We start from the raw sequence: 22,198 nt of genomic DNA, 5'->3' as shown, positions 1-22,198 counted from the left end.
TCCTCAGAGGGACGGCGGTGCGACCAGTGCGCGCACCTGCGGATGCGGCGACGCGGCCAGTTCCGGCACGATGTGCTCCATGAACGCCGGGCTGCCGTGGGCCAGTGCAAGCCGCAGCCAGTGCACGGCCTGCTCGATCTGGCCGGCCTGCAGCAGGATCGAGGCGTAGTTGGCCTGGCCGCGGAAATCACCGGCCTCGGCCGCGCGCTGGTACCAGGCCAGCGCTGCCTGTGGATCGGGCGCGGTATCCAGTCCGTCTTCGAGGTGGCGGGCCAGCAGGTTCATCGATTTGGCATGGCCCAGTTGTGCGGCACGGGTGTACAGGGCCAGTGCCTGCGCGCGGTCCTGGGTCACGCCGCGGCCGGTGGCCAGCAGGTTGGCCAGGTTGTACAGGCCCCAGTCCAGGCCGGTGTCGGCCGCGCGCCGGTACCACACTGCGGCGAGTGTCGGGTCGGGGGCGGTGCCCTGGCCCAGTTCGTGGCAGCGGCCAAGCATGTTCATCGCCATCGGCGCGCCGTTGTTGGCGGCGGTTTCGTACCAGAGCAGTGCCGCCGGGGCGTCCTGTGCGGTGCCTTTGCCTTCCATGTGCATCTGCGCGAGCAGCAGTTGTGCCTCGACCTGTCCGGCCTGCGCGGCGTCGCGCACGCGCGCGAAGGCAGCCTGCGGGTCGTGCTGCAGCAGCTCGGCCAGAGCATCGCTGTCGATGGGGGTAAGGGTTGCCATGGGGGTGAGTATCGCCGGAAACAAAAACGGCGGCAGGAGAGCCTGCCGCCGTGGTGGAGCCAAGTTACATCAGAACTTCACGTTCAGTGCCAGGGTGGCCGAGCGACCCGGGGCGATGCTCGCGTAGTGCGAGGCATAGGCCTTGGTGAAGTAGGTCTTGTCGGTCAGGTTCTGCACGTTGAGCTGCAGGCTGATGTTGTCCTGGATCGCGTAGCTGGCCATCGCGTCGAAGCGGGTGTAGCTGGCGATCCACTTGGTGTTGGCCACATCACCGTACTGCTTGTCCGAGTAGAACGCACCGGCACCGACGGTCAGGCCGATCGGGAAGCGGTAGGTGGTCCACAGGTTGGCGCTGTGCTTGGCGGTGTTCGGGAACTCGTTGCCGTTGTTCGGCGACGGCACGTAGACGTTGGACGGGCAGGTGCGGCCGGACACGGCACAGACGAAGCCGTTGTCCTTCAGTTCCGAGTCCAGGTAGGTGTAACCGCCGTACAGGCTCCAGGCGTCGGTCAGCTGGCCGTTGAAGCCCAGCTCGAAGCCGTTGATCTCCTTCTTGCCGGCGTTCTGACTGGTGCCGTTGTCGATGGTCACACGTGCATTGTTCATCACGGTGTGGAAGATCGCCGCGGTCAGGTTCAGGCGGTTGTCCAGCAGGTCCCACTTGGTACCCAATTCGAGGTTCTTGGTGTCCTGCGGCTTGAGGTCGGCCACCAGCCCGGTCAGGCCGTCGGAGCCATCGCCACCGTCCATGCCCGGCGGGGTCGAGGAGGTGCCCCACGACAGGTAAATGCTGCCGTTGGCCGCCGGCTTGAACACTACGCCGGCCTGGTAGTTCACGAAGTCGTTGTCGTTGCGCAGGCGGGTCGGCGCTGCGTTGAGCACCGGCGTGGTCAGCGTGGTGCTGTAATCGTCATAGCGCAGGCCGACGTTGAAGCTCCACTGTGCATTGAGCTCGATGGTGTCGAACAGATAGGCGGACTTGGTCTTGGTGCGCTGTTCAACGTCCAGCGCCTTGTTGCTGCGATAGACGATCTGACCGGCAGCCCACGGATCGTTCGGATTCGGGTTGTTGAAGTCGGTGCAGTTGTAGTTGGTGGCGGCGCCGGACACCCGGCACACGGAGCTGTTGGCGGCGGTTTCCAGCGGGTTGGCGGTGCCCGGCGTCATCAGGTAGCTGCCGCGAGTCATCTTCTCGTCGCTGTATTCCACGCCGGCGCTGTAGCTGTGCTTGAGCGCGCCGGTCTGGAAGGCGCCGGTCAGACCGAGCTGGTCGGCGAAGCTCTTGACGTCGACGGCGCGGCTGTTGGTGCGGCGCCACAAGGTGCCGTAATTGTTCGGGTTGCCCTTGCTGTCGTCCGGCTGGGTCCACAGGTAGTCGTTGCTGGTGTTGCCCAGGCGCGCGATGTTGCGCAGCTTGTGGCCGCCGAAGTCGTAGCTGGCGTCCAGGGTGCTGATGTCGGCGCGGGTGCGCTGGAAGTCGCGGTCGACCAGGCCGTAGTAGTTGTTGCGGTCCGGCACCATCGGGCGGCCATCGCCGTTCTTGGCCACGTTCGGGCCGCTGGCGAACGGATTGTTGTACGGGAAACCGCCTGCATCCGGCAGGTCATCGCTCTGCATGTGGTAGTGGCTGGCGATCAGCTGCGCCGGACCGTTCAGGCCAAACGCGATCGACGGTGCGATACCCCAACGGCTGACATTGGCAGCGTCACGGCCGGCGATGTCCGACTCGTGCTTCATCAGGTTCAGGCGGGCGGCGATGCCATCGCCCAGCACGTAGTTGGCGTCCACGGTGCCGCGCGCGTAGCTGTCGGTGCCGATGCCCATGCTTGCGCTGGTCTCGTTCTTCAGCTTCGGCGTCTTGCTCACCAGGTTCAGGCTGCCACCACCGGAGTCACGGCCGCCGTAGGCCGAGCTCGGGCCCTTGACCACTTCCACCTGCTCCAGGTCGAAGATTTCGCGGGTCTGCGAGCCGACGTCGCGCAAGCCATCGACAAACATGTTGCTCTGCGAATCGAAGCCACGGATGAAGGGGCGGTCGCCGGTCGGGTTGCCGCCTTCGCCGGCACCGAAGGTGATGCCTGGGACCATGCGCAGCGCATCCTGCAGGTTGGTCGCGCCGGTTTCGGCAATCAGCTTCTCCGACACGATCGACACCGACTTCGGAGTGTTCAGCAGTTCAGCGGTGAACTTCGGCGAGGACGGATTGAACCAGCTGCCGCGCACCTGCACCTTGTCCAGGTCGGTGGCCTTGCGGGAGCTGGCATCGGCGTTGTCGGCGGCCTGTGCGACCAGCGGTGCGAAGCCGGCGGCCAGGGTGGCGGTAGCGAGCAGGGAAACGCGCGGGCCGTGCTTGCGGGACGTGATGTGGGTCATGGTCTGGATGGCGGTGGCTTGGATCAGGAAAGGGCGAGGGCCGAAGCGCAGACAGCGCGACGGCACGTAGAAAGCGGTTTCTGTAGAGCTGAGCCGATAGAGCTGAGCCGATGCTCGGCTACGCGGTGAACGACCTCAGGCACACGCCAACGGCCGCAGGGCGCCTCAGCTGGCGTGCGGTGCGGGCGGTGCGTGGCCGGGGTTCAACCGCAGCGCGGGATCATGCAGCTGCCAGCGCAGGGCGTCGGAACGCCACAGCGGAACATGCGCGACCAGGGCGGCGCGCGGGGGAGCCAGTCCGGTACAGGGCGTGGTGCCCTCGCCATCCAGCGGCGGCTCCGGTGCTGGCGCGGCATGGTGCGGGCATTCGTCCGCCGGCGGGGCCGGCATCGGCATGACCTGCTGCAGATCGTCAGCGTGTGCCTGCCAGCCGTGGGCAGCAGGGCCGTTGCCGCGTCCTTCGTGCAGTGCCGACCAGCCCAGCAACAGCGTCAGCAGCGCGGCCACGAGCAGCGGCCACCCTTGACGGGCGAGCTGGCGCAGCGTGGCGGTGGGCGCGGGCGAAGCCATGGCGCGGAGGCGGAGTCGTTACGAAGATGTTACGTAGAATAGCATCAACGATAATGATTCGCATGTGCGCAATCGGGCGTGCGATCTCGATGCCCCCGAAAGGCCCTGGAAGGCCGCTCAGGGCGATCCGGTAGATCCACCCCATGGGTGTGCTCCCCGGCAGGCGCGCGCATGGGCGGGTCCCTGCCGGGAGGCACCGCCTCAATCGCGGTCGTCGCGGGTCCAGATCGCGTCGTGCTCGCGCTTTACCGGGAACTTCGGCACCGGGCTGTAGGCCGGGGCGCACAGGGCACGGCCATCGCGCACGTCGAAGCGCGCGCCGTGCAGCACGCACTCCACGCTGCCCTCGGTGGTGTTGAACTCGCCCGAGGAGAGCTCGAACTCTTCATGCGTGCACTGGTCTTCCAGGGCGTACAGCTCGCCGTCGAGGTTGAACACCACGATCGGCGTTCCGGTCACCTCGTCGAACACACTCTTCATTTCACCCGGCAACAGCTCGGCGCCGGCACAGACAAAGGTCCAGGCCTCGCTCACGTGGCGGCTCCGGCCAACGGCTTTTCCAGGATCTCGAAGCGCAGGTCGTCGCGCTTGGGGATGCCGAAGCGTTCGTCCCCATACGGGAACGGCTTCTTGATGCCGGTACGCTGGTAGCCGCGGCGTTCATAGAAGGCGATCAGCTCGTCGCGCACGTCGATCACCGTCATCTGCATCACCGGCACGCTCCATTCGCGCGCGGCAAGCGCTTCGGCAGCCTCCATCATCTGCTTGCCGACACCGCCGCCCTGTTGGGCCGGGTCGACCGAGAACATGCCGAAGTAGCCCTTGCCATCGACATCGGCAACGTGGGCGCAGGCCACCAGCTGGTTCCCGCGCTCGGCCAGCAGGATGGTGGAGCGCGGGCGGTCCAGGTCGGCCTGGATGCCTTCGGCGTCGATGCGGGCGCCGTCCAGCAGGTCGGCTTCAGTGGTCCAGCCGACACGGCTGGCGTCACCACGGTAGGCGGAGGTGACCAGGGTGATCAGGGCGGGGATGTCGGCCGACGTGGCGGCCCGGTAGGTCAGGGTGCTCATTGCCCCATTCTAGGTGGGGCGTGGGCGGGCGCAAATGGGGAGGTGGGGTCAGATCCCTTTCGCAAAGCGAAAGGGATCTGACCCCGACGTCTACTGACCCAACGGCAGGCCATGGACCGACTGGCACAGGTTCGGAATTGGCAGATGCTCGGGGTCAGATCCCTTTATGCAGCAAAGGGCTCTGACCCCTCAGCCCCAGGAAACGCTCATGCCACGCCCCCGAAGGATCGATGCGCCCGGATACCCGCAACATGCCGTTCAACGTGGCAACAATCGCCAGCCCGTGTTCTTCACGGATGACGACCGCGTGGCCTACCTGCGTCTGCTGTGTCATCACGCAGGCCAGCAGCACTGCCGGGTCCACGCTTATGTGCTGATGGACAATCACGTCCATCTTCTGGCAACGCCTGATGTCTGCGGCGGGCTGTCACGGATGATGCAGGCCGTGAGCCGGACCTACGTACGTCGGGTGAATGATCGGCAGGGCCGCACCGGCACGTTATGGGAAGGGTGCTTCCACTCCACGCTGGTGGATACGGATCGCTATCTGCTGGCCTGCCAGCGCTACATCGAGCTCAACCCGGTTCGGGCGGGGAAGGTGGCGCATCCTGGTGACTATCGCTGGTCGAGCTATCGCGCGAATGCGCAGGGCAGGGTGAACGCATTGCTCGTGCCGCATCCGGCCTTTGAGTTGATTGCCACCGATGCGGATGAGCGGTGCAGGTGCTACGCCGAGTTCATCGAGCAGGGTATCCCTGCGCAGGATCTCTCTTCGATACCGAAGGCGGTGCAATCGCAGCGACGGATGGCGGCAACGTTGATGGGGTCAGAGCCCTTTCGCCAGGCGAAAGGGATCTGACCCCGGTCTGCGGGCTCACCCCAACAGCTTGCGCACCTTGGTCAACGCGGTCATGAACCGCTCGATCTCGGCGTGCGTGTTGTAGAACGCCAGCGAGGCACGGCAGGTGGCGGCGACGCCGAAGTACTGCAGCAGCGGGTGCGCGCAGTGCTGGCCCGAGCGCACGGCCACGCCTTCCAGGTCGAGCAGGGTCGCCAGGTCATGCGCATGCGCGCCGTCGATCAGGAACGAGACCACGGCGGCCTTCTCCGGCGCTTCGCCGATGATGCGCAGGCCGTCGACGCGGCGCAGCTCTTCGGTGAAGTGTGCCAGCAGTTCGGCTTCGCGCGATTCCACGTTCTCCTGGCCAAGCTGCTGCAGGTAGTCGGCGGCCACGCCCAGGCCGATGAAGCCGGCGATGTTGGGGGTGCCGGCTTCGAATTTGTGCGGGGCATCGTTGAACACGGTGCCGTCGAAGCTGACTTCCTTGATCATCTCACCGCCGCCGAGGAACGGCGGCATCGCGTCCAGGTGCTCGCGACGGGCCCACAGTGCGCCGGTACCGGTCGGTCCGCACATCTTGTGGCCGGTGATGGCGTAGAAGTCGCAGCCGATCGCGGCGACGTCGACCTTGCGGTGCGGCACCGCCTGCGAGCCATCGACCACGGTGATGATGCCGCGCTTGCGCGCTTCACGGCAGATCTCGCGCACCGGATTGACCGTGCCCAGCACGTTGGACACGTGGGTGACAGCGAGCAGCTTGACCTCGGGGGTCATCGCCACGCGCAGCGCGTCCAGGTCCAGCGCACCATCGGGGGTGATCTCGGCCACGCGGATGGTCGCGCCGGTGCGCTGCGCAACCAGCTGCCACGGCACGATGTTGGCGTGATGCTCCATGCGTGTGATCAGGATCACGTCACCGGCCTTCAGCCGTGGCAGTGCCCACGAGTACGCCACCAGGTTGATGGCGAAGGTGGTGCCGCTGCACAGCACCAGGTCGCTGGGGCGCACGTTGAGGAAGCGCGCCAGCTTGTTGCGTGCGCCTTCATAGGCATCGGTGGCTTCGCTGCCCAGTGCGTGCACTGCGCGGCTGACGTTGGCGTTGTAGCGGCGGTAGAACTCGTCCACCGCGCCGATCACCTGCACCGGCTTCTGGCCGGTGTTGGCATTGTCGAAATAGACCAACGGCTTGCCGTGCACTTCGCGCATCAGCAGCGGGAAGTCGAGGCGGACGCGGTCCCAGTCGGGGCTGCCGGTGCGTTCTTCGATCGGTCGCGGCGAGGACAGGTTCATGCCACACCTGCCTCGGCCAGCGCCTTGTCCAGGCGGCGTGCCAACTGCGCGCGCAGCGCTTCGGGCAGCACCTTCAGCGGCTCGTGGCAGAACGCGGCGCTCAGCAGTGCCTGCGCCTGCGCCTGCGGCAGGCCGCGCGTGCGCAGGTAGAACAGCGCATTGGCATCGAGCTGGCCGACGGTCGCGCCGTGCGCTGCCTTCACCTCATCGGCGTCGATCACCAGCGTCGGCTGGGTGTCGATCTCGGCGTCGGGCGACAGCAGCAGGTTCTTGTTGGACAGGTTCGCATCGGTGCCGTCGGCGCCTTCGCGGATCTGGATGCCGCCATGGAACACAACGCGGCTGCGGTTGGCCGCAACACCGCGCCACAGCAGCTCGCAGTTGGTATCGCGCGCGATGTGGTCGATGCCCAGGCGGGTCTCGACGTGGCGGCGGCCATTGCCGAGCAGCACGCCATTGGCGGTCAGGTGGGCGTTGTCACCTTCCAGGCGCACGTTCAGTTCATGGCGGCTGAGCGCGGCACCCAGTTCCAGGTCGACGCGGTGGTACTGCGCGTCGCGGGCCAGCACCGCATCGGTGCGCAGGAAGCTGGTCTGGCGCGCGCTGCCGGCCTGGACGCGGGCATGCTGGAGTACCGCGTCGCGGGCGACGTGGGCATGCAGCACGGTGTTGTCCAGATGGGCGGCATCGCCGACGCTGAAGCGGTGCTCGACCACGCCCAGCTGTGCGCCGGCACGCAGTTCGATCAGGTGACGGTGATGCCAGGCCAGGTCGGTGTCGCCGGCCACGCTGGCGAACACCAGCTGCAGGGGGGCTTCGACCTGCACGCCTTCGTCCACGCGCAGCACCACGCCTTCATCGGCCAGGGCGGCGTTGAGCCGGGCGAAGATTTCTTCGCTGCGCTCGTAACGGCGGCCGAGGAAACGAACGGCATCCTCACCGTCCGCCAGCGCGGCCGACAGCGGCTGCAGCTGCACGCCGGCCGGCAACGCCTGCACGTCGCTCAGCGTGGCATCCAGGCGACCGTTGACGAACACCAGGCGCGGCGCCGGAATGTCTTCCAGCAGCGCGACGTCCAGGGCCGGGCCCTGCAGCGGTGCCGCGGCGAACGCGCGGCGCTCCAGCTGGCGCAGCGAGGTGTACTTCCAGGCTTCGTTGCGGGCGGCCGGCAGGCCATCGCGCAGGGCCGCATCCAGCACTTCGCGGCGCGCATCGCTGCCGCAGAAGGCCTGGGCCATCGAGTCGAGCAGGGCGCTCATCAGACCGCCGCCTCGCGCACCACGCGATCCTTCAGGAAGTCATAGCCGTGCGCTTCCAGCTCCAGCGCCAGTTCCGGGCCGCCGCTCTTGACGATGCGGCCGTCGGCCAGCACGTGCACCACGTCCGGCTTGATGTAGTCCAGCAGGCGCTGGTAGTGGGTGATGACCAGGAACGAGCGGTCGGCGCTGCGCAGTGCGTTGACGCCGTCGGCGACGCTCTTCAGCGCGTCGATGTCCAGGCCCGAATCGGTCTCGTCCAGGATCGCCAGCTTCGGCTCCAGCACGGCCAGCTGGAAGATCTCGTTGCGCTTCTTCTCGCCACCGGAGAAGCCTTCGTTGACGCCACGGTGCAGCAGTTCGTCCTTCAGGTGCAGCACGGCCAGCTTCTGGCGCACCAGCTTGAGGAACTGCATGGAATCGAGTTCTTCCTCACCGCGTGCCTTGCGCTGGGCGTTCAGTGCCGCGCGCAGGAAGTAGGTGTTGTTCACGCCCGGAATTTCCACCGGGTACTGGAACGCCAGGAACAGGCCGGCGGCGGCGCGCGCTTCCGGATCCTGGTCGAGCAGGTCGGTGCCTTCGAACTGCACGCTGCCTTCGGTCACGTCATAGCCGTCGCGGCCTGCCAGGACATTGCCCAGGGTGGACTTGCCGGCGCCGTTGGGGCCCATGATGGCGTGCACCTGGCCGGGCTTCACTTCCAGCGACAGGCCCTTGAGGATTTCCTTGTCGCCGATGCGGGCGTGGAGGTTTTCGATCTTCAGCATGGTGGGGGTTTCCGTGGTGCGGGCCGTGGCCCGCCGGTAAAGAGAATGCGTTGTGCGAGGGGCAGCAGGCGGTCAGCCCACCGAGCCTTCCAGCGAGACTTCCAGCAGCTTCTTGGCTTCCACCGCGAACTCCATCGGCAGCTCGCGGAACACCTGCTTGCAGAAGCCGTCGACGATCATCGACACCGCGTCTTCCTGGCTGATGCCACGAGCGCGGCAGTAGAACAGCTGGTCGTCGGAGATCTTGGAGGTGGTGGCCTCGTGCTCGACCGTGGCGCCGGGGTTCTTCACCTCGATGTAGGGGAAGGTGTGGGCACCGCACTGCTTGCCGATCAGCAGTGAATCGCACTGGGTGTAGTTGCGCGCGCCATCTGCGTTGCGGTCGACCCGGACCAGGCCGCGGTAGGTGTTCTGTCCGCGGCCGGCGCTGATGCCCTTGCTGATGATCTTGCTCTTGGTGCGCTTGCCGATGTGGATCATCTTGGTGCCGGTGTCGGCCTGCTGGCGGTGGTGGGTCAACGCCACCGAGTGGAACTCACCGACCGAGTCGTCGCCCAGCAGCACGCAGGACGGGTACTTCCAGGTGATCGCCGAGCCGGTCTCGACCTGGGTCCAGGTGACCTTGCTGCGTGCGCCGCGGCATTCGGCACGCTTGGTGACGAAGTTGTAGATGCCGCCGACGCCGTTCTCGTCGCCCGGGTACCAGTTCTGCACCGTGGAGTACTTGATTTCCGCATCTTCCAGCGCAACCAGCTCGACCACCGCCGCATGCAGCTGGTTCTCGTCGCGCATCGGCGCGGTGCAGCCTTCCAGGTAGGACACGTACGCCTTGTCCTCGCAGATGATCAGCGTGCGCTCGAACTGGCCGGTGTGGCCGGCGTTGATGCGGAAATAGGTGCTCAGCTCCATCGGGCAACGCACGCCCTTGGGGATGAACACGAAGCTGCCATCGGAGAACACCGCCGAATTGAGCGCGGCGAAATAGTTGTCGCCGACCGGCACCACGGTGCCGAGGTACTGCTTGACCAGCTCCGGATGTTCCTTGATCGCTTCGGACATCGAGCAGAACACGATGCCCTTCTCGGCCAGTTCCTTGCGGAAGGTGGTGCCGACGGACACCGAGTCGAACACCGCGTCCACCGCCACGCCGGCCAGCTTGGCGCGCTCGTGCAGCGGCACGCCCAGCTTGTCGTAGGTGTCGAGCAGTTCCTTGGGCACGTCATCCAGCGAGGCGTACTTCGGGCCCTTCGGCGCGGAGTAGTAGCTGAGCGCCTGCAGATCGATCGGGGCGATCTGCAGCTTGGCCCAGTTCGGCATCGGCATGGTCAGGAAGTGGCGGTAGGCGTCCAGGCGCCACTGCGTCATCCATTCCGGCTCTTCCTTCTTGGCCGACAGGGCACGGATGGTGTCCTCGTCCAGGCCGGCGGGAAGGGAGTCTGATTCGATGTCCGTGATGAAGCCGGCCGAATACTTGCGGCCGAGCTGCTCGTGGATCTCGCGGTTGGGGGTGTCGTCGTGGGCGACGTTTTCGATGGTTTCGGTGGCCATGGGGGGGCTGCCTACGGATCAGGAGACGACGTCGACAGCGATGGTGCGGCGCTGTTCGTCATCGGCAAGGGGGAGAGGGGGGAGAATCTGGGCGAGGGTGACGTCGCGCAGGGCCTCGGAGACCACGTCGTTGATCAGCCGCCAGCTGCTGCGCGCGCCGCACTTGGGCGCCATGCCGCACTGGTGGTGGTCGTGGCTGCATTCGGTCAGGGCCAGCGGCCCTTCCATCGCTTCGACCACTTCGAACAGCGAGATCTCGACGGCCGCGCGGGTCAGCCGGTAGCCGCCACGGACGCCGCGCAGGCCCTCGACCAGGCCGGCCTGGGCCAGCGGCTTGAGTACCTTGCTGACGGTCGGCGGTTCCAGACCAGTGAATTCGGCCAGCTCGGTGGCACTGAGCACCTCGCCCGGGCGGGCGGCGAGTACGGTCAGTACCACGGTGGCGTAATCGGTGAGTTTGGTGACGCGCAACATGGGGATGCGAGCGGTTCTTAAAGCGGACTGAAATTGTACGCTTTTATTCGCCACCATCCAAGCCGGGCATTCAGCTGGCGCCGGGGGGCCGGGCCGGGAGCACTCACCGGGGCCGTTGCCAGGGCGCCAATGCTGAGCCAACGGGATGATTTTCGCAATCACCCGGAATGGGCGAGAATCAACGTTCCTTTCGCTGCAGACCTCCCTTGCCGATGCCCAAGAAGATCCAAGCCCGCAAGTCCGCCATCCACGGCAACGGTGTGTTTTCCGTGGCCCCGATCAAGCAGGGCGAGCGCGTGATCCAGTACAAGGGCCTGCTGCGCAGCCACGGCGACGTCGATGCCGATGACAGCGGCGATGTTGAAAGTGGCCATACCTTCCTGTTCACCCTCAACGACGACTGGGTGATCGATGCCAACTACAAGGGCAACGATGCGCGCTGGATCAACCACAGCTGCGACCCGAACTGCGAGGCGGTGATCGAGGAAGACGAAGACGGTGACAGCCGCGGCGACAAGGTCTTCATCGAGGCGCTGCGCGATATCAAGGCCGGCGAAGAGCTGACCTACAACTACGGCATCACCCTGGCCGAGCGCCATACGGCCAAGCTGAAGAAGATCTGGGAGTGCCGCTGCGGCTCGCCCAAGTGCACCGGCACCATGCTGCAGCCCAAGCGCTGACCCGCAGCGGGTAGTGCCGGCCGCTGGCCGGCACACATGTGAAAAGCGTGCCGGCCAGCGCCCGGCACTACCTTATTTGCCCAGCACGCCTGCCGGCACCAGGTTGCCCAGGTTCTGGTTGAAGGTGACCACTAGCTTGCCGTTCTTCACCTGTGCCGACTGCACCTGCAGTGCACCGAGCACGCCGGCCACGGCCGGGTCCAGCTTGTAGATCGGCTCGCGCTGGGCGTAGTCGCTCAGCCAGGCATTGAGCAGGCCACGGGTACGCGAGTCGAGACGACCGCCCTGGTTGGCCGGAGTGAAGTCATCCACGCTCGGCTGCTGCAGGTGGAAGCCCTGTGTCTGTGCGTCATAGCGCAGGCCGCTGCTGAGCTTCACCGTACCGAGCTTGGCCGGGTTGCCGCCAGCGGTCGCCAGCGCCAGATCCATGCCCAGGTTCAGTCGTTCGCCGGCCGGCAGGCTCAGCTGCGGATGGCTCATGGTCAGTGCGATCAGGCCACCCAGCGCGTCCTGGGTACGGGGAAAACTGCCATCTAGGTACTGCTGCACATCGCTGGCGCCGACCGACAGTTCGCGGCCGGAAATGGAAGGGGCGGCCTGCGCGCCGATCGCCGCGGCGATCATTACGGTGGAGGCGGCAAGGCGGGTCATCAGGAAACGCAGGCGCATGGCGGTGACCGGTGAATGCGGAATGGATGGATCAAAGAGTAGCCTTGCCGGCTGAATCGTGCGTGCATGCCGCTGCAACGGTTCAGTCCAGCGTTGGCCGCAGTTGCGCCGACTGGATCTGCCAGGCGCGGCCATCGCTGCTGGGGTGCACCCGGTACCAGCCGCCGAAGCGGAACGTGCCCTGGGGGGTCGCTGCACGGATCTGTACCGGGATCTCCAGCAGCTGTGGTGGCTGGTGGCCATCGCGGGCGATCGGCGACCCGGTCGTCAGGCGCAGGCTGCGGACGTCCTCCAGCTGGCGCAACGCGGCGTCGTCCGCGCGTCGTGCATCGCTGGGCGGGAAGGTCCAGGCGGCATCGGCGCCTTTGCGGTCCCGGTTGAGCAGTGCCATGACATAGCGATTGAGCATTGCGGCCGGGAGCTCGGCTTCGGCCGCGACGGCGGCAAACAGCGGGTCGACCGCGGTGGCTTGCAGTGCGGGCGCTTCGCCCTCTGCACTGGCAGCGGCCGGAGCCGGCGGCGGCGCAGGAGCGCTGGTTGGATCCGGTTGCGCCTCCGGCCGCGAACAGCCGAACAGCACCAGCGGCGCGATCAACAACAGGAACCTGCGCATGCCTGCCTCCTCCCCGGGGCGACGTGAAGGAGGGCAGTGTATCGACTGCGTCGGTCTCAGCGGGAGGACGGCAGCTGTTCCAGCGCATCCAGCGCCGGCAGCACCTGCGTGGCGATCGCGCCCAGTGCGTGGCCTTCGGTTTCGGCATGGCGCTGCACGATATCGCGCAGCAGCTGGGTGGCGATCACGACTGTCGCACGCTCGTCGCCGCTGAGCCCAGCGGTGCGCGGTGCAGCTTCCAGCAGGCGCATCAGGTCGCGGCTGGCGCGGTGCTCCAGTTCGATGGTGCAGCGCCCGGTGCACTGCACCCCGTCCTTTTCGATGGGGGTCACCGAGATCCGGTAGCGGGTGGAGGGGCTGGCCATGAGGGTGTGCTCGCCGTAGCTGTGGAGGATGTGCCCACGATAGGCAAGGCCACGGCCGGCGGCGATGGCCGGCGCTGCACGCAGTGTTCCACCCGGTAGGTTCCGTGCCGGCAGGTAACACGCTCATCCAATGGCGGCGGGCCTGTGCGGGCAATCCGCTGGCTGCGGCAACGCTGTGTTGCGGCCTGCGGTTCGGACAAAAAAACGGGACGGCCTGAGCCGTCCCGTCGGAATCCGCGTTGGGGCGCGCGCTTACAGCGCAGCGTCCTTCAGCTTCTTCAGCGGACGCACCTTCAGCTTGGTGGTGGCCGGCTTGGCGGCGAACCACTGTTCTTCCTTGGTGAACGGGTTGATGCCCTTGCGCTTCGGCTTGGCCGGCACATTGACGGTGCTGATCTTCAGCAGGCCCGGCAGGGTGAACGAGCCAGCGCCCTTCTTGTGCACCGAGGAGGCGACAGCGCTTTCCAGCGAGGCCAGCACAGCGCGGACGTCCTTGGCGATGACGCCGGAGGCTTCAGCGATGTGTGCAACCAGGCCGGACTTGGTCAGCACTTCCTTGATCGGCTTCGGAGCGGCCGGCTTGGCGGCTGCCTTCGTCGCGACTTTCTTCACTGCCTTCTTCGGGGCAGCCTTCTTAGCGGTCTTTGCCATGGTTTCCTGTTCCGTGAACGGTTGGTTGTTTGGTCGGCGCCGAACCCCGTCGGCAAGCGCAATGTAGGGCAACTCTCGGGCGCCGCCAATAGCCTGGAGTGCGGAAAGTGCATGTTTCTTCATATCCAGGCCGATTCAGTACATGGCCGGTGGTGGGGGCTGGGGGTACCGCGGTGCGGCCGGCAATGCTCGTCCCGGTCGCACGGGGATGCGCGAAATTACTGAAAACAAGGGAAAAATGCGCGTTCTCATGGCGAGGAAGTGTCCACGTGCCTGCGTCCAGGGTGACGTCCGGCGTGCAGCGGAGCGACGCAGGGCTAACGCATGCCGTGCGAGGGTAAACGTTCATCACCGCCACGCAGGAGCAGCACATGGGAATCTCGCGACACGCCACCGCGCACTGGGAAGGCGATCTGAAGTCCGGCAAAGGACAGTTGAGCACGCCGCAGAGTGGCCTGCTGGACAAGACGCGCTATGGCTTCAACAGCCGTTTCGGCGACGAAAAAGGCACCAATCCGGAAGAGCTGATCGCTGCTGCACATGCAGGCTGTTTCACCATGGCGCTGTCGGCCAAGCTCGGCGAAGCCGGCTTCACCCCGACCTCGCTGGATACCGAGGCCAAGGTCGATCTGTCACTGGAAGGCGGCCCGCAGCTGTCGCAGATCCGGCTGAAAGTGAAGGCCGTGGTGCCCGGCATCGATGCGGCGCAGTTCCGTGCCATTGCCGATGACGCCAAGCAGAACTGCCCGGTGTCCAAGGCGCTGAGCGCGGTGCCGATCAGCCTGGAAGCTGAGCTGGGTTGAGGTCGGTAGCGCCGGGCCATGCCAGGCGCCACCACGCCGTACGGGATCACCAATCAATGGTGCCGCTGATCACCGTCTGAACCTGCCCACCGGACCAGACTTCCCCGTCTTCATCGACGAAAAGGGTCAAGCGCGCATCGTGACCGACTTCGCGACCCTGGCTGACTTCAAACGGTGCGCGGCCCTTGGGCAAGGCGTCGCGCAGGTCCAGCCATGCGGCGAGCACGGCGTTGGCGGCGCCGGAAGCGGCGTCTTCGAAGCGACGGCCGTTGCCGACGAAGGCGCGCACCGCCAGGTCGAACCCCTCGCTGCCATCGCTGAAGGCATAGGCGAACACGCCCATGCTGTCGGTGGACTCAGCCAGTGCGGCCACCGCATCCCAGTCCGGCTGCAGCGCGCGCAACGCGGCCTCATCGGCTACCTGCACCACCCACCAGCTGCGCCCGCCCTGCATGCGTGCCGGCGGCAGCGTGCCCAGCGGCCAGCCTTCCAGGACTGCCTGCAGGCGTGGATCGGTGGCGTCGGCGGTCTCGGCCAGCTGCGCGCGCGGGGTGCGTATGGCGATGCGCTGCTGCGCAGCCTCGCCACTGACGCGTAGCGGCAGCGCGCCGGCAATGCCGTCCTGCACAAGGACGCCGTCGACCGGCGCGGCCAGGTTTGCCTGCAGTACCGCGTGCGCGGTGCCGACGCTGGGGTGGCCGGCGAACGGTACTTCCTTCTGCGGGCTGAACATGCGCAGCCGATAGCTGGCGCCGGCGGCCTGCGGCGGGAACACGAAGGTGGTTTCCGGCAGGCGCGTCCAGCGCGCGATGGCCTGCATGCTGGCGTCGTCCAGGCCTTCGGCATCGAGTACCACGGCCAGCGGATTACCCGCGCCGGGGCGCGGCGAGAACACATCCAGCTGCAGGAAACGGCGGGTGGTCATCGGGTTGAAACTCCAGGAATGAAGGGGAATACGGTAGCGCGGGGCCATGCCCCGCGAGTGCGCAGCGCGGCAAGGCCGCCGGGCATGGCCCGGCGCTACCAGCGGATGTTGCCGTCGATGACCGGCTGCACCTGGCCGCCGATCCAGACCGTGCCCTCTGCATCGACTTTTACCTGTACGCGGCCATCGCGGCCGACTTCGCGGCCCTGGCTGGCCTCGTAGCGGCCCTCGCGGCCGGGCAGGGCGTTGCGCTGCCGCAGCCAGGCGCCGATCAGGGCATTGGCGCTGCCGGTCACCGGATCCTCGGGCACGCTGGCCGCATCCGCAGGGCAGAACGCGCGCACCACGCGGGAATGGTCGGTACCGGCTTCGTCAGCGAACACGGCCACGCCGGTTGCGTCGGTGGCCAGGCTCCAGTCACGCAGGGCGGCCATGTCCGGCACCAGGTTGCGTACGGTGGTGGCATCGCGCAGCGGCAGAAGCCACCAGCGCGCGCCGTTGTCCCATAGTTCCGGCGCATGCCCGTTGGCGGCGAGGGCCAGCAGCGTTTCGGGCACCCCGTCGGCTGTCGTCGCCCGTTGCCGCGCCGGCGGACTGGCCAGCTGGATCTGCAGCGCCTCGGCCGGGCCGCTCACCCGTACCGGCAGCAACCCTGCGGCGCACTGCTGTACCAGCGCACCCTCGCGCGGTTGGGCCAGGCCGCAGGTCACCGCCGTCCAGGCCGCGCCAACACTGGGGTGGCCGGCGAAAGCCAGCTCACGGGTCGGGGTGAAGATGCGGATGTGGTAGTCGGCGCCGGGCGCGCTGGGGCGCAGGAAGAACACCGTCTCGGACAGGTTCAGCCAGGCCGCCAGAGCCTGCATCTGCTCGCCGGAGAGATCGTCGGCGTCCAGCACGGCGCCCAGGGGGTTGCCGGTACCGGGGCGGGGGGCGAAGACATCGAGCTGGAGGTAACGGAGGACGGCCATCTACGGGGATATTGCGCTTAGAATCAAAGGTTCCGCCCCCGAGGGCGGCTTCCCCACATTCTACATAGCCAATCCATGTCAGCTTCCCCCCTTGTCGATCGTTGGATCGTACTGAAGTTCGGCGGCACCTCGGTGTCGCGTCGTCACCGCTGGGACACGATCGGGAAGCTGGCGAAAAAACGCGCGGAAGAGACCGGCTCGCGCGTGCTGGTGGTGGTGTCGGCGCTGTCCGGGGTCACCAACGAACTGACCGCGATTGCCGATGGCGCGCCGGACAGCCGTGATCGCGTGGCCGCGCTGGTCGAGCGCCACCAGGGCTTCCTGCAGGAACTGGAGCTGGGCGCCGAGGTGCTGGCCGAACGACTGGCCGTGCTGCAGGGCCTGCTCGATGACCCGCGCGCCGCTGCTCGTCCGCTGGACTGGCAGGCCGAGGTACTGGGCCAGGGCGAGTTGTTGTCGTCCAGCCTGGGTGCGGCCTACCTGCGTGCCAGCGGCCTGGATTTCGGCTGGATGGATGCCCGCCAGTGGCTGGATGCACTGCCGCCACAGCCGAACCAGAGCGACTGGTCGCAGCGCCTGTCGGTGAATTGCCAGTGGCGTGCGGACGCAGCCTGGGCGCAGCGCTTCCGCGCGCAGCCGACCCGGCTGCTGATTACCCAGGGCTTCATCTCGCGCCACGCCGACGGCGGCACCGCCATCCTCGGTCGTGGTGGTTCGGATACCTCGGCGGCGTACTTCGGTGCGCTGCTCGGCGCCAGCCGCGTGGAGATCTGGACCGACGTGCCGGGCATGTTCAGCGCCAATCCCAAGGACGTTCCGGATGCGCGGCTGCTGACCCGGCTGGACTATTACGAAGCGCAGGAAATCGCCACCACCGGTGCCAAGGTACTGCACCCGCGTTCGATCAAGCCGTGCCGCGATGCTGGCGTGCCGATGGCCATTCTCGATACCGAGCGTCCCGAACTGCCGGGTACCAGCATCGACGGCAATGCCGCACCGGTGCCGGGGGTGAAGGCGATCAGCCGCCGCAACGGCATCGTGCTGGTGTCGATGGAAGGCATCGGCATGTGGCAGCAGGTCGGCTTCCTGGCCGACGTGTTCAATCTGTTCAAGAAGCATGGCCTGTCGGTAGACCTGATCGGCTCGGCCGAGACCAATGTCACCGTGTCGCTGGATCCCTCCGAGAACCTGGTCAACACCGATGTGCTGGCCGCGCTGTCGGCCGACCTGTCGCAGATCTGCAAGGTGAAGGTGATCGTGCCGTGCGCGGCGATCACCCTGGTCGGCCTGGGCATGCGCTCGCTGCTGCACAAGCTGTCGGACGTGTGGGCGACCTTCGGCCGCGAACGCGTGCACATGATCTCGCAGTCGTCCAACGACCTGAACCTGACCTTCGTCATCGACGAAGCCGATGCCGATGGCCTGCTGCCGATCCTGCACGCCGAACTGATCGACAGCGGCGCGATGCCGGTGGAAGAGACCGAAGTGTTCGGCCCGCGCTGGCGCGAGATTGCCGGTACGGTGCGCCCGCGTGGTACGCCGTGGTGGCGTGGCCAGCGTGCGCACCTGCTGCAGCTGGCCGATGCCGGTACGCCACGCTACGTCTATCATCTGCCGACCGTACGTGCCCGTGCCCGCGCGCTGGCGGCGATCAAGCCGATCGACCAGCGCTACTACGCGATCAAGGCAAACAGCCATCCGGCCATCCTGCAGCTGCTGGAAGCCGAGGGCTTTGGACTGGAGTGCGTATCGCATGGCGAACTGAAGCACGTGTTCCAGCATCTGCCGGAACTGTCGCCCAAGCGCGTGCTGTTTACCCCCAGCTTCTGCCCGCGCGAGGAATACGAAGCGGCATTCGCGCTGGGCGTGACCGTCACCGTCGACAATGTCGAGGCGCTGCAGCGCTGGCCGGACCTGTTCCGCAACCGCGAGCTGTGGCTGCGCGTTGATCTGGGTCGTGGCGAGGGCCACCACGCCAAGGTGCGTACCGGTGGCAAGGATTCCAAGTTCGGCCTGCCGATCGCCCGCGTCGACGAGTTCGTGCGCGCGGCTACCGAACTGGGCACCCGCGTGGTCGGCCTGCATGCGCACCTGGGCAGCGGTGTGGAAACCGCGCAGCACTGGCGCCTGATGTGCGATGAGCTGGCCGGTTTCGCCCGCCGCATCGGCAGCGTACAGACCATCGACATCGGTGGTGGCCTTCCGATTCCGTACAGCGACGAAGACGAGCCGTTCGACCTGGAGGCCTGGGCCGAGGGTCTGGCCGAGGTCAAGGCGCTGCATCCGGCGTTCCGTCTGGCGATCGAACCGGGCCGCTTTCTGGTGGCCGAATCGGGCGTGCTGCTGACCCATGCCACCCAGGTGGTGGAGAAGGATGGCGTGCGCCGGGTCGGCCTGGATGCGGGCATGAACACCCTGATGCGCCCGGCGCTGTACGACGCCTGGCATGACATCGAGAACCTCAGCCGCCAGGGCGGTTATGCCGAAGCGGCGTTTGATGTGGTCGGCCCGATCTGCGAATCCAGCGATGTGTTCGGCAAGCGCCGCAAGCTGCCGGTGTCAACCGCGCCGGACGATGTGATGCTGATCGCCGATGCCGGTGCCTACGGCTACGTGATGTCCAACACCTACAACCAGCGGGCGATGCCGCGCGAAGACGTGATCGAGTGATCGCTGCCTTCCGCGCCCTGCACCCGCCCACCGACACCTCCCGCGCCTGCGCGCGGGCAGGTGCCTGACCGGATACACCATGACTGCTTTCGATAAACACCAGGTTTCCCGCTTCCGCTTCGTCCGCTGCGAATTCGCCGCGGACACTGGCGTGGCCAAGCTGGTCTACGCCTTCGACGACGGCCCGGAAATGGTGGAAACCATCACCGTTCCCGGCGCGCCGTTCGTACTGGAGCAGGCGCGTGCCGCCGCCGTGCAGCGAGCGCTGCAGCTGCTGCACCTGATTGCCGGTGTCAGCTACTACAAGGCGGGCGTGCCGGAGACGGTCAGCATCGACAGCTACAACATTGATGCCGAAACCGCTGCGCTGGTGGAGACGGTCTACCTCAATGGCCTGGGCGAATTTGCCTACCGCAACGGCCTGAACCTGCGCGGGCGCTTCCGCCTGCCGGTACAGGGCGAAGCGGTGCAGGCACCGGTGCTGGGCCTGCAGCCGCACGCGCTGGTGGCAATTGGCGGCGGCAAGGATTCGCTGGTCAGCATCGAAGCGCTGCGCCGTGCCGGCGTGGACGAGACGGTGACCTGGATCGGTGGCTCGCAGCTGATCCGCGCCTGTGCCGAGCGCACCGGCCTGCCGACGCTGAACCTGGGCCGCGCGCTGGCGCCGGAACTGTTCGAGCTCAACCGCCAGGGCGCCTGGAACGGGCATATCCCGGTTACCGCGGTGAACTCGGCGATCATGGTGCTGGCCGCGCTGCTGCAGGGCGTGGACCAGGTGGTGTTCTCCAACGAACGTTCGGCCAGCTACGGCAGCCAGATTCCGGGCACCGGTGAAGTCAACCATCAGTGGTCCAAGGGCTGGGCGTTCGAGCAGGCGTTCGGCAGCCATGTGCAGAAGCAGCTGGCCGCCGATCTGCAGTACTACTCGCTGCTGCGGCCGATGTCCGAGTTGGCGGTTGCGCGCCAGTTCGCCAAGACCGATTTCTACGACGCGCACTTCTCCAGCTGCAACCGCAACTTCCACATCCTCGGCGAGCGCCCGGTGAACCGCTGGTGCGGCGTCTGCCCGAAGTGCCATTTCGTGTTCCTGGCGCTGGCCCCGTTCATGCCCAAGACGCGCCTGGTACGCATCTTCGGTCGCAACCTGCTGGATGACATCGAGCAGGCTGGCGGCTTCGACGCACTGCTGGAATTCCAGGACCACAAGCCGTTCGAATGTGTAGGCGAAGGCCGCGAATCGCGCGCAGCGATGGCAACCCTGGCGCAGCGCGCCGAGTGGAAGGAAGACGTGCTGGTGAAGCGCTTCTGCAATGAGATCCAGCCGCAGTTGGATGCCGCCGAACTGGAACTGGCACCGCTGTTGCAGCTGCAGGGCGAACACCGTATTCCGGCTGCGCTGTGGGAACGGGTACGTGAAGATTTCGAAGCTTGAAGGAAAGCGCGTTGCGCTGTGGGGCTGGGGCCGCGAGGGCCGCGCCGCGTTTGCGGTGCTGCGTTCGCGCCTGCCCAGGCTTGGCCTGAGCCTGTTCTGTCCAGCTGCCGAAGTCGAGGCAGCGCGTGCGGAAACACACGGTGCGCTGGACGTCCGTGGCGAGCCGTCGGCCGAGGCGCTGGCTGCCTTCGATGTGGTGATCAAGTCGCCGGGCATCAGCCCTTACCAGCAAATCGCGCTGGCCGCCGCCGCGCAGGGCACCACTTTCATCGGCGGCACTGCTCTGTGGTTTGCCGAGCATGCGGGTGCTGATGGCATCGTGCACGACACCGTGTGCGTGACCGGTACCAAGGGCAAGAGCACCACCACCGCGCTGGTCGCGCACCTGCTGCGTGCCGCCGGCCACCGCACCGGCCTGGTCGGCAACATCGGCCTGCCGCTGCTGGAAGCGCTGGACCCGCAACCCGCGCCCGAGTACTGGGCGGTGGAACTGTCCAGTTACCAGACCGGCGAAGTGGCCCGCAGTGGCGCCCGCCCGCAGGTGGCGGTGGTGCTGAACCTGTTCCCGGAACACCTGGACTGGCACGGCAGCGAGCAGCGTTACATCGACGACAAGCTGCGGCTGGTGACTGAAGCCGCACCGCGCATCGCCGTGCTCAACGCCGCCGATCCGCATCTGGCCGCGCTGTCTCTGCCTGACAGCGAAGTGGTCTGGTTCAACCAGCCGCAGGGTTGGCATATGCGCGGTGACATCGTGCATCGCGGTGAGCAGGCGGTGTTCGACACCCGCAACACGCCACTGCCGGGCCGCCACAACCGTGGCAACCTATGCGCGGTACTGGCCGCTCTGGAAGCGCTGGGGCTGGATGCCGTGGCGCTGGCGCCGGCGGTGCAGGACTTCCGTCCGTTGCCGAATCGCCTGCAGCGCATCGGCGTGGCCGATGGCCTGACCTACGTCAACGATTCAATCAGCACCACGCCGCATGCCAGCCTGGCAGCGCTGGAGTGCTTCGCCGGCCAGCGCATCGCGCTGCTGGTGGGCGGACATGATCGCGGCCTGGACTGGAGCGATTTCATGCAGCACATGGCCCACGACGTGCCGCCGGTGGAGATCGTGACCATGGGCAGCAACGGCCCGCGCATCCACGCGATGCTGCAGCCGCTGGCCGATGCCGGCCGCTTCGGCCTGCACGCGGCCGGTGACCTGCCCGAAGCGATGGCGCTGGCACGCGCGGCGCTGGGTACGCAGGGCGGGGTGGTGCTGCTGTCGCCGGGCGCGCCGAGTTTTGGTGCTTACCGCGATTACGTGGCTCGTGGTCGCCATTTCGCCGAGCTGGCCGGCTTCGACCCGGACAGCAACAGCGCGATTCCGGGGTTGGGCATCGTTTGAGCCACCGGTCCGGGGTCGGATCCCTTTCCGCGGGAAAGGGCTCTGACCCCGGCGGGATCCTGTGCATCCCATCCACGCATGGCGTGGATTTACTGTAGAGCCGAGCCCACGCTCGGCTGG

Annotated in this window: 22 protein-coding genes; 6 read left to right on the top strand and 16 right to left on the bottom strand. The window is 66.8% G+C overall.

Annotated features, from left to right (window positions below):
• Window positions 1-3: 3 nt before the first annotated feature.
• The 5 genes from AC07M7_RS02245 to AC07M7_RS02225 form a co-directional block, all read right to left on the bottom strand.
• Entirely contained in the window at window positions 4-723 is a 720-nt protein-coding gene (locus AC07M7_RS02245; RefSeq protein ID WP_495206648.1) for a tetratricopeptide repeat protein, read from the bottom strand.
• Window positions 724-792: 69 nt separating this feature from the next.
• The gene (locus tag AC07M7_RS02240; protein WP_136638376.1) at window positions 793-3,096 is read right to left on the bottom strand and encodes a TonB-dependent receptor; all 2,304 of its coding nucleotides are present in this window, start codon (window positions 3,094-3,096) and stop codon (window positions 793-795) included.
• 165 nt (window positions 3,097-3,261) lie between these two features.
• Window positions 3,262-3,666, bottom strand: coding sequence for a hypothetical protein (locus AC07M7_RS02235; RefSeq protein ID WP_046987136.1), 405 nt, complete (start codon window positions 3,664-3,666; stop codon window positions 3,262-3,264).
• A gap of 201 nt (window positions 3,667-3,867) precedes the next feature.
• Window positions 3,868-4,200 carry a non-heme iron oxygenase ferredoxin subunit gene (locus AC07M7_RS02230; protein WP_010483575.1) on the bottom strand — a complete coding sequence of 111 codons (333 nt, stop codon included), beginning with the start codon at window positions 4,198-4,200 and terminating at the stop codon, window positions 3,868-3,870.
• Window positions 4,197-4,736, bottom strand: coding sequence for a GNAT family N-acetyltransferase (locus AC07M7_RS02225; protein WP_046987137.1), 540 nt, complete (start codon window positions 4,734-4,736; stop codon window positions 4,197-4,199). Before AC07M7_RS02225 ends, AC07M7_RS02230 begins: the two co-directional genes overlap by 4 nt.
• 208 nt (window positions 4,737-4,944) lie before the next feature.
• On the opposite strand from AC07M7_RS02225, the gene AC07M7_RS02220 reads away from it, so the two are divergent.
• Window positions 4,945-5,595, top strand: coding sequence for a transposase (locus AC07M7_RS02220; protein WP_495206647.1), 651 nt, complete (start codon window positions 4,945-4,947; stop codon window positions 5,593-5,595).
• Between the two features lie 15 nt (window positions 5,596-5,610).
• Here AC07M7_RS02220 and AC07M7_RS02215 read toward each other — a convergent pair whose 3' ends face one another.
• From AC07M7_RS02215 to AC07M7_RS02195, 5 genes are all read right to left on the bottom strand, one after another.
• Window positions 5,611-6,867: a cysteine desulfurase gene (locus AC07M7_RS02215; protein WP_136638378.1), complete on the bottom strand. Its 1,257-nt coding sequence runs from the start codon at window positions 6,865-6,867 to the stop codon at window positions 5,611-5,613.
• Window positions 6,864-8,126, bottom strand: coding sequence for a Fe-S cluster assembly protein SufD (gene sufD, locus AC07M7_RS02210; protein ID WP_136638379.1), 1,263 nt, complete (start codon window positions 8,124-8,126; stop codon window positions 6,864-6,866). Before sufD ends, AC07M7_RS02215 begins: the two co-directional genes overlap by 4 nt.
• Window positions 8,126-8,890 carry a Fe-S cluster assembly ATPase SufC gene (gene sufC / locus AC07M7_RS02205; protein ID WP_004147524.1) on the bottom strand — a complete coding sequence of 255 codons (765 nt, stop codon included), beginning with the start codon at window positions 8,888-8,890 and terminating at the stop codon, window positions 8,126-8,128. The genes sufD and sufC overlap by 1 nt, the downstream gene beginning before the upstream one ends.
• Before the next feature lie 72 nt (window positions 8,891-8,962).
• Window positions 8,963-10,438 carry a Fe-S cluster assembly protein SufB gene (gene sufB / locus AC07M7_RS02200; protein WP_046985678.1) on the bottom strand — a complete coding sequence of 492 codons (1,476 nt, stop codon included), beginning with the start codon at window positions 10,436-10,438 and terminating at the stop codon, window positions 8,963-8,965.
• A gap of 18 nt (window positions 10,439-10,456) precedes the next feature.
• Window positions 10,457-10,912: an SUF system Fe-S cluster assembly regulator gene (locus tag AC07M7_RS02195; RefSeq protein ID WP_046985679.1), complete on the bottom strand. Its 456-nt coding sequence runs from the start codon at window positions 10,910-10,912 to the stop codon at window positions 10,457-10,459.
• Between the two features lie 212 nt (window positions 10,913-11,124).
• Between AC07M7_RS02195 and AC07M7_RS02190 the strand changes: the two genes are divergently transcribed.
• On the top strand, window positions 11,125-11,592 hold the full coding sequence (locus AC07M7_RS02190) for an SET domain-containing protein (RefSeq protein ID WP_010483549.1): 468 nt from the start codon (window positions 11,125-11,127) through the stop codon (window positions 11,590-11,592).
• A 72-nt stretch (window positions 11,593-11,664) separates the two neighbouring features.
• Here the strand turns inward: AC07M7_RS02190 and AC07M7_RS02185 are convergent, their stop codons facing one another.
• The 4 genes from AC07M7_RS02185 to AC07M7_RS02170 form a co-directional block, all read right to left on the bottom strand.
• Window positions 11,665-12,261 carry a YceB family lipoprotein gene (locus tag AC07M7_RS02185; RefSeq protein ID WP_495206646.1) on the bottom strand — a complete coding sequence of 199 codons (597 nt, stop codon included), beginning with the start codon at window positions 12,259-12,261 and terminating at the stop codon, window positions 11,665-11,667.
• Window positions 12,262-12,343: 82 nt separating this feature from the next.
• Window positions 12,344-12,874, bottom strand: coding sequence for a hypothetical protein (locus AC07M7_RS02180; RefSeq protein WP_046985681.1), 531 nt, complete (start codon window positions 12,872-12,874; stop codon window positions 12,344-12,346).
• 56 nt (window positions 12,875-12,930) lie between these two features.
• Window positions 12,931-13,239 carry a DUF3861 family protein gene (locus tag AC07M7_RS02175; RefSeq protein WP_046985682.1) on the bottom strand — a complete coding sequence of 103 codons (309 nt, stop codon included), beginning with the start codon at window positions 13,237-13,239 and terminating at the stop codon, window positions 12,931-12,933.
• 252 nt (window positions 13,240-13,491) lie between these two features.
• Window positions 13,492-13,890 carry an HU family DNA-binding protein gene (locus tag AC07M7_RS02170; protein WP_012510328.1) on the bottom strand — a complete coding sequence of 133 codons (399 nt, stop codon included), beginning with the start codon at window positions 13,888-13,890 and terminating at the stop codon, window positions 13,492-13,494.
• 371 nt (window positions 13,891-14,261) lie between these two features.
• On the opposite strand from AC07M7_RS02170, the gene AC07M7_RS02165 reads away from it, so the two are divergent.
• On the top strand, window positions 14,262-14,693 hold the full coding sequence (locus AC07M7_RS02165) for an OsmC family protein (RefSeq protein WP_014646276.1): 432 nt from the start codon (window positions 14,262-14,264) through the stop codon (window positions 14,691-14,693).
• 46 nt (window positions 14,694-14,739) lie between these two features.
• Here AC07M7_RS02165 and AC07M7_RS02160 read toward each other — a convergent pair whose 3' ends face one another.
• The gene (locus AC07M7_RS02160) at window positions 14,740-15,618 is read right to left on the bottom strand and encodes a PhzF family phenazine biosynthesis protein (protein WP_253079405.1); all 879 of its coding nucleotides are present in this window, start codon (window positions 15,616-15,618) and stop codon (window positions 14,740-14,742) included.
• Window positions 15,619-15,713: 95 nt separating this feature from the next.
• Window positions 15,714-16,586, bottom strand: coding sequence for a PhzF family phenazine biosynthesis protein (locus AC07M7_RS02155; RefSeq protein WP_495206645.1), 873 nt, complete (start codon window positions 16,584-16,586; stop codon window positions 15,714-15,716).
• 75 nt (window positions 16,587-16,661) lie between these two features.
• On the opposite strand from AC07M7_RS02155, the gene AC07M7_RS02150 reads away from it, so the two are divergent.
• The 3 genes from AC07M7_RS02150 to murD all read left to right on the top strand — a co-directional run bounded on the left by AC07M7_RS02150 (window position 16,662) and on the right by murD (window position 22,078).
• Complete coding sequence (locus tag AC07M7_RS02150) at window positions 16,662-19,256, top strand: bifunctional aspartate kinase/diaminopimelate decarboxylase (RefSeq protein ID WP_046985685.1); 2,595 nt, start codon at window positions 16,662-16,664, stop codon at window positions 19,254-19,256.
• A 79-nt stretch (window positions 19,257-19,335) separates the two neighbouring features.
• On the top strand, window positions 19,336-20,688 hold the full coding sequence (gene murL / locus AC07M7_RS02145) for a UDP-N-acetyl-alpha-D-muramoyl-L-alanyl-L-glutamate epimerase (RefSeq protein WP_495206644.1): 1,353 nt from the start codon (window positions 19,336-19,338) through the stop codon (window positions 20,686-20,688).
• Window positions 20,669-22,078: a UDP-N-acetylmuramoyl-L-alanine--D-glutamate ligase gene (gene murD, locus AC07M7_RS02140; protein WP_495206643.1), complete on the top strand. Its 1,410-nt coding sequence runs from the start codon at window positions 20,669-20,671 to the stop codon at window positions 22,076-22,078. The genes murL and murD overlap by 20 nt, the downstream gene beginning before the upstream one ends.
• Window positions 22,079-22,198: the final 120 nt, after the last annotated feature.

This window comes from Stenotrophomonas sp. GW821-FHT09E08, assembly GCF_059416125.1.
This window is presented reverse-complemented; position numbering and strand designations above follow the sequence as displayed.

What these genes read in the sequence shown, in the direction of transcription:
- AC07M7_RS02245 (WP_495206648.1), bottom strand. Translation starts at nt 723, where the DNA reads ATGGCAACCCTTACCCCCATCGACAGCGATGCTCTGGCCGAGCTGCTG.
- AC07M7_RS02240 (WP_136638376.1), bottom strand. Translation starts at nt 3,096, where the DNA reads ATGACCCACATCACGTCCCGCAAGCACGGCCCGCGCGTTTCCCTGCTC.
- AC07M7_RS02235 (WP_046987136.1), bottom strand. Translation starts at nt 3,666, where the DNA reads ATGGCTTCGCCCGCGCCCACCGCCACGCTGCGCCAGCTCGCCCGTCAA.
- AC07M7_RS02225 (WP_046987137.1), bottom strand. Translation starts at nt 4,736, where the DNA reads ATGAGCACCCTGACCTACCGGGCCGCCACGTCGGCCGACATCCCCGCC.
- AC07M7_RS02220 (WP_495206647.1), top strand. Translation starts at nt 4,945, where the DNA reads ATGCCACGCCCCCGAAGGATCGATGCGCCCGGATACCCGCAACATGCC.
- AC07M7_RS02215 (WP_136638378.1), bottom strand. Translation starts at nt 6,867, where the DNA reads ATGAACCTGTCCTCGCCGCGACCGATCGAAGAACGCACCGGCAGCCCC.
- sufD (WP_136638379.1), bottom strand. Translation starts at nt 8,126, where the DNA reads ATGAGCGCCCTGCTCGACTCGATGGCCCAGGCCTTCTGCGGCAGCGAT.
- sufC (WP_004147524.1), bottom strand. Translation starts at nt 8,890, where the DNA reads ATGCTGAAGATCGAAAACCTCCACGCCCGCATCGGCGACAAGGAAATC.
- sufB (WP_046985678.1), bottom strand. Translation starts at nt 10,438, where the DNA reads ATGGCCACCGAAACCATCGAAAACGTCGCCCACGACGACACCCCCAAC.
- AC07M7_RS02195 (WP_046985679.1), bottom strand. Translation starts at nt 10,912, where the DNA reads ATGTTGCGCGTCACCAAACTCACCGATTACGCCACCGTGGTACTGACC.
- AC07M7_RS02190 (WP_010483549.1), top strand. Translation starts at nt 11,125, where the DNA reads ATGCCCAAGAAGATCCAAGCCCGCAAGTCCGCCATCCACGGCAACGGT.
- AC07M7_RS02185 (WP_495206646.1), bottom strand. Translation starts at nt 12,261, where the DNA reads ATGCGCCTGCGTTTCCTGATGACCCGCCTTGCCGCCTCCACCGTAATG.
- AC07M7_RS02180 (WP_046985681.1), bottom strand. Translation starts at nt 12,874, where the DNA reads ATGCGCAGGTTCCTGTTGTTGATCGCGCCGCTGGTGCTGTTCGGCTGT.
- AC07M7_RS02175 (WP_046985682.1), bottom strand. Translation starts at nt 13,239, where the DNA reads ATGGCCAGCCCCTCCACCCGCTACCGGATCTCGGTGACCCCCATCGAA.
- AC07M7_RS02170 (WP_012510328.1), bottom strand. Translation starts at nt 13,890, where the DNA reads ATGGCAAAGACCGCTAAGAAGGCTGCCCCGAAGAAGGCAGTGAAGAAA.
- AC07M7_RS02165 (WP_014646276.1), top strand. Translation starts at nt 14,262, where the DNA reads ATGGGAATCTCGCGACACGCCACCGCGCACTGGGAAGGCGATCTGAAG.
- AC07M7_RS02160 (WP_253079405.1), bottom strand. Translation starts at nt 15,618, where the DNA reads ATGACCACCCGCCGTTTCCTGCAGCTGGATGTGTTCTCGCCGCGCCCC.
- AC07M7_RS02155 (WP_495206645.1), bottom strand. Translation starts at nt 16,586, where the DNA reads ATGGCCGTCCTCCGTTACCTCCAGCTCGATGTCTTCGCCCCCCGCCCC.
- AC07M7_RS02150 (WP_046985685.1), top strand. Translation starts at nt 16,662, where the DNA reads ATGTCAGCTTCCCCCCTTGTCGATCGTTGGATCGTACTGAAGTTCGGC.
- murL (WP_495206644.1), top strand. Translation starts at nt 19,336, where the DNA reads ATGACTGCTTTCGATAAACACCAGGTTTCCCGCTTCCGCTTCGTCCGC.